The sequence below is a fragment of the Pseudomonas sp. SDO5591_S426 genome, from assembly GCF_054070755.1.
On sequence record NZ_JBSVXD010000214.1, the window covers coordinates 1 to 8759 of the forward strand.

The 8759-nt window shown below is 62.2% G+C and carries 8 protein-coding genes; all 8 read right to left on the minus strand.

What is annotated here, in order from left to right:
- Nucleotides 1–49 precede the first annotated feature (49 nt).
- Nucleotides 50–1444 carry a fosfomycin efflux MFS transporter AbaF gene (gene abaF / locus ACW9JC_RS26350; protein WP_416129650.1) on the minus strand — a complete coding sequence of 465 codons (1395 nt, stop codon included), beginning with the start codon at nt 1442–1444 and terminating at the stop codon, nt 50–52.
- A 72-nt stretch (nt 1445–1516) separates the two neighbouring features.
- Nucleotides 1517–2434 (minus strand): dihydrodipicolinate synthase family protein, encoded by a 918-nt coding sequence (locus ACW9JC_RS26355; RefSeq protein WP_416129651.1) that lies wholly within the window; start codon nt 2432–2434, stop codon nt 1517–1519.
- Nucleotides 2435–2544: 110 nt separating this feature from the next.
- Nucleotides 2545–3573 (minus strand): trans-3-hydroxy-L-proline dehydratase, encoded by a 1029-nt coding sequence (locus tag ACW9JC_RS26360; RefSeq protein ID WP_457458651.1) that lies wholly within the window; start codon nt 3571–3573, stop codon nt 2545–2547.
- A gap of 134 nt (nt 3574–3707) precedes the next feature.
- Nucleotides 3708–4430, minus strand: coding sequence for an amino acid ABC transporter ATP-binding protein (locus ACW9JC_RS26365; RefSeq protein ID WP_034150206.1), 723 nt, complete (start codon nt 4428–4430; stop codon nt 3708–3710).
- Nucleotides 4423–5073 carry an amino acid ABC transporter permease gene (locus ACW9JC_RS26370; RefSeq protein ID WP_338581738.1) on the minus strand — a complete coding sequence of 217 codons (651 nt, stop codon included), beginning with the start codon at nt 5071–5073 and terminating at the stop codon, nt 4423–4425. Before ACW9JC_RS26370 ends, ACW9JC_RS26365 begins: the two co-directional genes overlap by 8 nt.
- A 10-nt stretch (nt 5074–5083) precedes the next feature.
- Entirely contained in the window at nt 5084–5749 is a 666-nt protein-coding gene (locus tag ACW9JC_RS26375; RefSeq protein WP_457458653.1) for an amino acid ABC transporter permease, read from the minus strand.
- Nucleotides 5742–7520 (minus strand): cis-3-hydroxy-L-proline dehydratase, encoded by a 1779-nt coding sequence (lhpI, locus tag ACW9JC_RS26380; RefSeq protein ID WP_457458655.1) that lies wholly within the window; start codon nt 7518–7520, stop codon nt 5742–5744. The genes ACW9JC_RS26375 and lhpI overlap by 8 nt, the downstream gene beginning before the upstream one ends.
- A 10-nt stretch (nt 7521–7530) precedes the next feature.
- Nucleotides 7531–8349, minus strand: coding sequence for an ABC transporter substrate-binding protein (locus ACW9JC_RS26385; protein ID WP_457458657.1), 819 nt, complete (start codon nt 8347–8349; stop codon nt 7531–7533).
- Nucleotides 8350–8759 lie beyond the last annotated feature (410 nt).

Consider the following 8759-nt stretch of genomic DNA (forward strand, 5'->3'; position numbering starts at 1 on the left):
CGTCGTCCTTGCGTCCATCGCGAGCAGGCTCGCTCCTACAGGGTCCGGGTCAGGCCAACGAATCCGCCCGGCGTGAGTTGGCTGCTGCTGGGTCAAGTGCCGCCACCCGCGCCGCCGCTTCGGCATCCACCTGACGCAACGACTTGCCACGGGTCTCGCGGGTCAGGCCGACGGCCACGATCGAGATCAGGGCGGCGCCGACCAGGTACCAGGCGATCGGTGTCGAGCTGTTGTACTTGTTGAGCAGGGTGATGGCGATCAGCGGTGCGAGGGAACCGGCGAAAATCGGCGCGACCTGATAGCACAGCGACAATGCGGTGTAGCGCACGTGGGTCGGGAACAGCTCGGCCATCAGCGCCGAGTAGGGCGCGTAGGTCATCGACTCGATGGCCAGGCCCAGGGTAATCGCGGCCATGATCAGCCAGTTGTTGCCGGTGTCCATCATCGGGAAGCCGATGAAACCCCAGAACGCGGTGAGCACTGCGCCGGTGAGGTACACCGGTTTGCGCCCGACGATGTCGGACAGATAACCCATCAGCGGGATCAGGAAGAAGTGCAGCAGGTGCGCACCGAACATCAGCAACAGGATCTGCGACGTGTCCTTGTGCACCACCAGTTTCAGGTAGGTGATCGAGAACGTGACCACGGTGTAGTAGAGGATGTTTTCGGCGAACCGTGCACCAATCCCCACCAGCACCGCGCGCCAGTGATGACGCAGCACTTCCACCACGCCCAGTTGTTGCTGGCGGGTCTGCGCCTGGCGTGCCTGGCTTTCCTTGAAGATCGGGGCGTCATCGACACTGGTGCGAATCCAGTAGCCGATCAGCACCACCACGGCCGAGAACCAGAACGCCACGCGCCAGCCCCAGGCGAGGAACTGCTCCTCCGACAGGTTCGACGACAACAGCAGCAGGGCGACAGTCGCAACCAGATTACCGGCCGGTACGCCGGCCTGTGGCCAACTGGCCCAGAAGCCTCGGCGATTGTCCGGGCAGTGTTCGGATACCAGCAAAATCGCGCCGCCCCATTCACCGCCAAAGGCAAACCCCTGGATCAACCGCAGCAGCACCAGCAACAGCGGCGCCGCATAACCGATCTGGTCGAAACCGGGCAGGCAGCCCATCAGGAAAGTGGTGATGCCGACCACCACCAGGCTCAGTTGCAGCAGGCGCTTGCGGCCGAATTTGTCACCGTAGTGACCGAACACCAGACCGCCCAGCGGACGGGCCAGAAAGCCTACGGCATAGAGGGCGAAGGCGGCGATGATGCCGTCGACGGGGTTGTCGGTCTGGCGGAAGAACAGCTTGCCGAAAACCAATGCCGAGGCGGTGCCGTAGAGAAAGAATTCATACCATTCGGCGACGGTGCCGGCCATCGCGGCGGCGACGACGCGCTTGAGTCCCGAGGGTGTGGTTGCGCTTGAGCTGTGTTGAGGATTGGACATGCTGGCGTTTCCTGTAAGGGCGCAAAAAACAGGCAGCCGGGCCAGACCCGCAAAGGCCCGCCCGGCAATCACTCAGAGACCGACGTCCGGCAGCTGCGGACGGTTGGCGAGGGCCTTGGCCATGATCTGCTCGACGAACAGGCGATCGGCTTCCGGCAGGGCCAGGCGCGGTGGACGGGTCAGCGCGCTGCCGCGACCGGCGATGGCTTCACAGAGCTTGATGCATTGCACCAGGTCGGCGCGGGCGTCCAGGTGCAGGATCGGCATCAGCCATTCGTAGATCGGCATGGCTTCGGCAAAACGGCCGGCCTTGGCCAGGCGGAAGATGGTTTCGCCTTCTTTCGGGAACACGTTGGACATGCCCGAGACCCATCCTTCGGCGCCCACCGCGATGCTTTCCAGCACCACGTCGTCGAGGCCTGCGAACAGCACGAAACGGTCGCCGACTTCGTTGCGCACATCGATGAAGCGACGGGTGTCGCCGGAAGAATCCTTGAAGCACACCACGTTGTCGCAGTCGGCCAGGGAAATCAGGATGTCCGGGGTGACGTCGTTCTTATAGATGGGCGGGTTGTTGTAGACCATCAGCGGCACGTCGGCGTTTTTCGCCACGTAGCGGTAGTGCTCGGCGGTCTCGAACGGTTTGGAACCGTAGACCAGCGCCGGCATCAACATCACACCGTCCACGCCCACCTTGCGCACGGCGTTGGCCACCTTGGCCGCTTGCACGCTGGTGAACTCGGCCACGCCGCAAATCACCGGCACGCGACCGCGAGAGGCATCGACCGCGACTTCGGTCACGGCGATTTTTTCTTCGGCGGTGAGCGAGGTGTTTTCACCCACCGAACCGCAGACCACCAGGCCCGAGACGCCATCGCGGATCACGTTGGAAATCACCTGATGGGTCTTGTCCAGGTTGATGGTGAAGTCGTCGTTGAATTGGGTGGTCACCGCAGGGAATACACCACTCCAGTTAATGCGCTTGCTCATTTGTTACCTCCAGTTCGTTTTTGTATTTCGTATACGATATTTAAAATGACTATGTTCGGCTAGTGCTTTTTTCGTTTTCAGGGGGTTATTTGTGCCCGTTGGTCAGGTGATCAGGCACCGGGCCAGGTGTCGGACAGGCGATAGCCTTGTGGCCACGGGTCGCTCGGGTCGAGCAGCAGCTGGTGGGTGCCGGTGATCCACGCCCGGCCGGAAATGCACGGGTAAATGGCGGCGCGACCGGCCACTTCGGTCACTGAATCGATGCGGCAGTGGAATTCGGAACCGATGATCGAGCGCCCGACAAAGCGCTCGCCGACCTGCATCAAACCTTTTGCGTGCAGCACGGCCATGCGCGCCGAACAACCGGTGCCGGTGGGGGAGCGGTCGATCTTGCCCGGCTGGATCACCACGGCGTTGGCGCCGGTGGCGATGCCGTTCTCATGGACGAGGGGCGCGGCGATCTGGCAGAAGGAAATGTGCGACCACTCGGGATTCAGCGGATGGACGAAGCCCAGTTGCTCGTTGGCGGCGCGGGTGATTTTCAACCCGATCGCCACCAGGTCGGCGGCCTCGTCGGGGCGGATGGCAAAGCCCAAGCCCTTGGCATCGGCGATCACGAAACTGTCGCCACCGTAGGCCGTATCGACCTTGAGCGAGCCGAGGCCTTCGACTTCGATCCAGGCGTCGAGACGGTCGGCGAACGACGGCACGTTCTTGATTTCCACCCGTTGCACTTTGCCATCGCGGCAGTCGGCCACGGCTTCGATCAAGCCGCCGGGCGCTTCCAGCACCAGGCGGGTTTGCGGCTCGGTCATCGGCAGGATGCCGCTGTCGAGCAGCACGGTGGCCACGCACAACGAGTTGGAGCCGGACATCGGCGGGGTGTCCGCCGGCTCCATGATGATCCAGGCCATCTGCGCCCGCGGGTCCTTGGCCGGCACCAGCAGGTTGACGTGACGGAACACGCCGCCGCGGGGTTCGTTGAGGACGAAGTTGCGCAGGGTTTCGTCTTTGGCGATCCAGCGCGACTGTTCCCACACGGTGGCGCCGGGCGGCGGGGCGACTCCGCCAACGATCACGTCGCCGACTTCGCCTTCGGCGTGGCAGCTGACGACGTGGATGACTTTTGATGAGCGCATGGTTTGCTCCTTGTGTTGTCTGTCAGGGCCTTATCGCTGGCAAGCCAGCTCCCACAAGTTTTTGTGGTGTATGCAAAATGGTTGACCAACCCAAATCACTGTGGGAGCTGGCTTGCCAGCGATGAGGCCAGTTGTCATTTCACTGATTTAAGAAACGCCGCCGTTTCCGCATGCAGCGGATTGCCAATCACCTGATCCGGCGAACCAATTTCATGCACCAAACCATTGCGAAAGAACGCCACGCGGTCGGACACGTCGCGGGCAAAGCGAATCTCGTGGGTCACCAGGACCATGGTCATGCCGTCTTCGGCGAGCATGCGCATGGTGTCCAGTACCTCGCCGACCAGTTGCGGATCGAGGGCCGAGGTGGCTTCGTCGAACAGCATGTAGTCCGGCGACATGGCCAGGGCGCGGGCAATGGCCATGCGTTGCTGCTGGCCACCGGACAACTTGCCGGGGAAGGTCTTGAGCTTGTCGCCCAGGCCAACGTGGGTCAGCTGTTGTACCGCCAGTTCCTCGGCCTCGGCCTTGCTTTTGCCCAGCACCTTGCGCGGCGCGAGCATGACGTTTTCCAGCACCGTCAGATGAGGGAAGGCGTTCCATTGCTGGAACACGATGCCGATTTTCTGCCGCAGGCGATTGAGGTCGGTGGCGCTGTGATGGACCTCGACACCATCGACGCGGATGTTGCCTTTCTGGATCGGTTCCAGGCCGTTGATGCACATCAGCAGGGTCGACTTGCCGGAGCCGGAGCCGCCGATGATCGACACCACTTCGCCCTTGTTCACCGTCAGGTTGACGCCCTTGACCACTTCGAGGTTGCCGAAAGATTTATGTACGTTGTCGATCTCAATCATTTTCTTGCCACCTTCTTTCCAGACGAGCGCCGAGGCGTGCGACCACCAGGCTCATGACGTAGTAGATAAGGCCCGCGATGCACAGCACCAGCAGCGGTTCCTGAATGCGCGTGACGATGGTTTGCGAGGCGCGCAGCAATTCGACGATGCCGATCCACATCACCAGCGCGGTGTCTTTCATCACCCCGAGGACCAGATTCAGCCAGCCGGGAAATGCCACCCGGGTGGCCATCGGCAGGACGATCCAGCGCAGATCCTGGAAGAAGCTCAGCCCCAGCGAACGGCTGGCCCGGCGCACGCTGAACGGCACCGCCAGCACACCGCCACGGACGATCTCGGTGAAGTACGCGGCGGTGTACACGCCCAGTACGATGCAGCCGACACTGAAGGCGCTGATGTTCAGGCCGACGATGCTCTTGAGCGAATTGAACAGCACGAACTGGATCAGCAACGGCACGCTGCGAAACACGTCCAGCACCCAGGCCAACGGCAGGCTGGCGCGCGGCAACAACGCTCGCAACAGGCCGAACAACAAACCGGCGAGGGAGCCGAGAATGATCGACCAGAAGGTCAGTTGCAGCGTGACCCACGCGCCGTCGAGCAGGAACAGCAGGTCATTCGAGGAAAAATCGGTGGAAAACATGGACAGCTCCTCAGTAACGGAACAACCGCCAGGCCATCAGCCGGGCTGCCGCGACAATCGCCTTGGCGATCAGGTAATACAGCACCGCAGCGAGAGCGAAGTACTCGAAGGTGCGGAACGTCTTGACGTTGTATTCCTGGGTCACGCCGGTCAGGTCATTGTTCAGCCCGACGATCACCCCCAGCGAGGTCATCAGCACCGCCCAGACCATCTGGTTGGTCAGCGGGTAGAAGACGATGCGCAGCAGTTGCGGGACGATGATCATGCGGTAGGCCTGGAAGGCACTCATGCCCAGCGAACGCGCCGCGCGCACTTGCGTGTGAGGCACAGCCTTGAGGCCGCCGCGAAAGTTTTCCGCCAGGTACCCGGCATTGTTGAAGGTGATGCCCGCCAGCAGGGCGAACCATGAACTGACGTGCAGGCCCAACGAGCCGAGGCCGAAGTAGAGGATGTAGATCTGGAACAGAGACGGCGTGTTGCGCGCGATCGACACCCAGCCATTGCCGAAACCGCGCAGCAGCGGGTGCTTGGCCTCGCGCATCACGGTCAGCGCGAGGGCGATCAGCACGCCGAAGATCATCGACAGCGCGGCGGTTTCGAAGGTGACCAGAGCGCCGGCGAGCATGTCCGGCAGGGCGCGCAGGGCTGAGCGCCATTGGAAGGTGTAGTCAAACATGCGCGGGGCTCTCCAGTTGGGCGGCAGGTTGCAGCCAGGCCGGCAGACGTCCGCTGGCCGTGGCGGTGCAGGCGGCGTCGACGCATTCCTTGAGGCTGGCGAAGTGCACTTTGCGACCGACCAGGCCGGGTGCGTAGTGGGCGAACTTGCCCGAGTTGGTCATCAGGTTTTTTGCGGCCGGCGGAATAACCGGCTCGCCGAGCATGCACCAGCAGGTATCGGTCACCAGCGTCGCGCCGAAGGCTTCGATCACGGCGATATGCCCGGCGCTGCGAGCCTGCTCCAGCACCGCACGGCCGCAGGTGATCGCCAGCACCACGTGCGCATGCTTACGCCGGCCCTGGCACAGCGTTGCCAACTGTGCGAACTCACTGAGGGAGAAGTGCGGATTGCCCAGCGAGACCACATCCACCCGGTTGTCCCGGGCACTGTTGAGTTCGCGCCAACTGAGCAACAAGTCTTCGAGGCGGATTTTCTCCTCGGGGATGCAGGTGTCAGGTTCCAGCACCAGCAACGGATCGATGGCTTCCGGCGTGACTCCGGCGATATGGAACAGCGGTGCGGCGGAAGTCGTGGCGAAGGCCGCGCCAAAGGCCTTGAGGTCGTCAAGGTTCGGTGAGTACTTTTCCAGCCCGTACACCAGCGGAATCCGACTGCCGGCCAGTGCACCGATGTGGTAACCCAGCAGCGGGTAGAAGGCATCGTCCAGTTCACCGAGGGCAGGCAATTCGATCTGCAGCCGGGCCTTACGCTGTGCGTCCAGGTGGCAGCCGATCAGTGGAGCGCGGCCGGTGAGGGCGATGCAGATGTCGAGATAATCCGGATACTTCAGGGTGCGTGCACCGAGCACGCTGTTGGCGTAGACCACGGCGTTGGACTCGGCCCAGACGATCTGCTCGCCAGCCTTCGGGGCACTGTCGAGCAGGTACGGTGCGCAGGTAAAACTCAGCTGCGCGCCCATGGCCATGTAGGCATCGCCCAAGGCACTGGCCGGTTCGCCGAGCGCCGGATCGACACCCAGTTCACGCCAGCGGCGCTGGTCCACGGAAATCGAATTGAGGGTGGTGGGCACGCTGACTTTCGCCCCCCATTGCACCAGTTGTTCGGCAAAGCGCAGGCTCGCCGGACCGGTGTAGATGCAGCCATCGATGTGCGCCTGGGTGACATCGACCAGACTGCGCGCACCTTGCAGATCGGCCATGCGCAGGACAATCTGCATGGCCATTTGCGCCGCCTTGCCATGCCGGCCATCGAGCAGCGCGCAATCGTATTCGGTGAGTTCGATCGAGGCGCTGGCGACGGTGTCGGGCACAGGATTGTCGAGCGCCTGCCAGACATCGTCGGGCAACCGTTCGAACAGGCTCAGCGTTGCATTTTCAACCCGCGCGAAGGTCTGGCCGCGCAAGTTGGCAAAGGCCTCCCGGCCGATGCAGAGCACCGGCAGGGAGCGTTCGAAAATGGTCTGCGCCACCAGCACGCCCAGGGTCAGGATCTCATCGGGTTCGGCCAGCACCAGCGCCGCCGGTGCATGACCGTTGCTGATCAACTCCATCAACACGCTGCTGCCGGTGCACGAGCCGCGACCGCTGGGAATGGCCAGCACCCGGCCGGCCAGATATTCACCGCTGAGGGGATGGTGGCGATCGATGACCTCGCCGGTGCTGGGCTCGACCCCGCCCCAGAAGCTCAGCCCGACATCGGCGAACAGCAAGGCGCCTTGCGCGGCGCCCCCGACCAGGCTGCGACCGCTCAGAGAAATGGACCTGGGCATGCCGGACACCTTAGTAGTAGACCTGTGGCACGGTCAGGTTGGCCGGCTGGATATCGGTGCCGACCCATTTGACGAACAGCTCGTTGTAGCGACCGGTGCGCACCTGCTGGTTGACGAACAGGTTGAGGTAGTTGATCAGACCGTACTCGCTGCGCTTGGCGCCCAGCGACACATAGTCGATGACGTAAGGGGCGTTACCGGCGACTTTCAGGTTTTTGTACTTGCCCGACTTGAGGGTGGCGGCGGCCACGGTGTTGGTGACGACGGTGGCATCGATATGGCCCTGGGCGACTGCCAGCAGGGTGTCGTTCTGCGATTGATAGGCGCGGAAGCTGCCGGTGCCCCAGTTCTTCACGTCTTTTTCCAGGGCAATGGCTTCATAGGTGCCGCTGGTGTTGCCCACCGGTTTGCCCTTGAGGTCATTGAAGTTGTTGATGCCGGTGTTGTCGCGGGTCAGCACTACCATCTGGAAGGCGAAGTAGGGCACGGTGAGGCCGACGGTCTTGGCCCGTTCGAGGGTGTCGGAGGTGGAGGCGACAATCACGTCGGCGCGTCCGGAGACCAGCGCCGGAATGCGATCCGGGAACGGCGTTTCCACGACTTCGGCTTCGACGCCGAGGATTTTTGCCAGGTCATGGCAGTAGTCCACGTCGAACCCGGCCGGGCTGTTGCTGCCATCGCGAAAACCCATGGGCGGGAAGTCGAGGGTCACGGCGCAGCGCAGTTTGCCGGAACCGATGATGTCGTCGAGTTTGTCGGCTTGGGCGGTGGCGATGAAGGAGGTGCTTAGAACAGCGCTGAGGGCTACGGCAAATGCTGGGTTTTTCATAGATGCCTCGTGGGTGGGTGGCTGTTGGATATTGTATTGGGGATTTCGTATACGATATTAACTGTAGCAAGCAGTGTGCCTGTTTCCAGTTTTTTTGAAGATTTAGGAGGTGGGGCTTGAGTTAGAGGTACTGGGGTTTCGGATCGTCGTATTCGGCGGTGTTGCAGCTATTACGGTGGTGTTACATATAGGAGCATTTGATGAGTGGGCGCGCCTTTTCGGAACACCGGGGACATATCCGTTTCTTCGGTAACGGCGGCTTATGGTTTCGCCCTTACGGCGAGTCACTTTTTTTACAAGCGCCTAAAAAAAGTAACCAAAAAAACGCTCGCCCCGAGCGTCCGGCCCCTCGCTGAGGCTCGGTGTTCCTTCGCTCCGGCATTCATCCGGGGACACTGCCCTCCGGTCTG

Excerpts from the sequence above, each read along its gene's own strand:
- lhpI (WP_457458655.1), bottom strand. The coding sequence starts at position 7,520 with ATGCCCAGGTCCATTTCTCTGAGCGGTCGCAGCCTGGTCGGGGGCGCC.
- ACW9JC_RS26360 (WP_457458651.1), bottom strand. The coding sequence starts at position 3,573 with ATGCGCTCATCAAAAGTCATCCACGTCGTCAGCTGCCACGCCGAAGGC.
- ACW9JC_RS26365 (WP_034150206.1), bottom strand. The coding sequence starts at position 4,430 with ATGATTGAGATCGACAACGTACATAAATCTTTCGGCAACCTCGAAGTG.
- abaF (WP_416129650.1), bottom strand. The coding sequence starts at position 1,444 with ATGTCCAATCCTCAACACAGCTCAAGCGCAACCACACCCTCGGGACTC.
- ACW9JC_RS26375 (WP_457458653.1), bottom strand. The coding sequence starts at position 5,749 with ATGTTTGACTACACCTTCCAATGGCGCTCAGCCCTGCGCGCCCTGCCG.
- ACW9JC_RS26370 (WP_338581738.1), bottom strand. The coding sequence starts at position 5,073 with ATGTTTTCCACCGATTTTTCCTCGAATGACCTGCTGTTCCTGCTCGAC.
- ACW9JC_RS26355 (WP_416129651.1), bottom strand. The coding sequence starts at position 2,434 with ATGAGCAAGCGCATTAACTGGAGTGGTGTATTCCCTGCGGTGACCACC.
- ACW9JC_RS26385 (WP_457458657.1), bottom strand. The coding sequence starts at position 8,349 with ATGAAAAACCCAGCATTTGCCGTAGCCCTCAGCGCTGTTCTAAGCACC.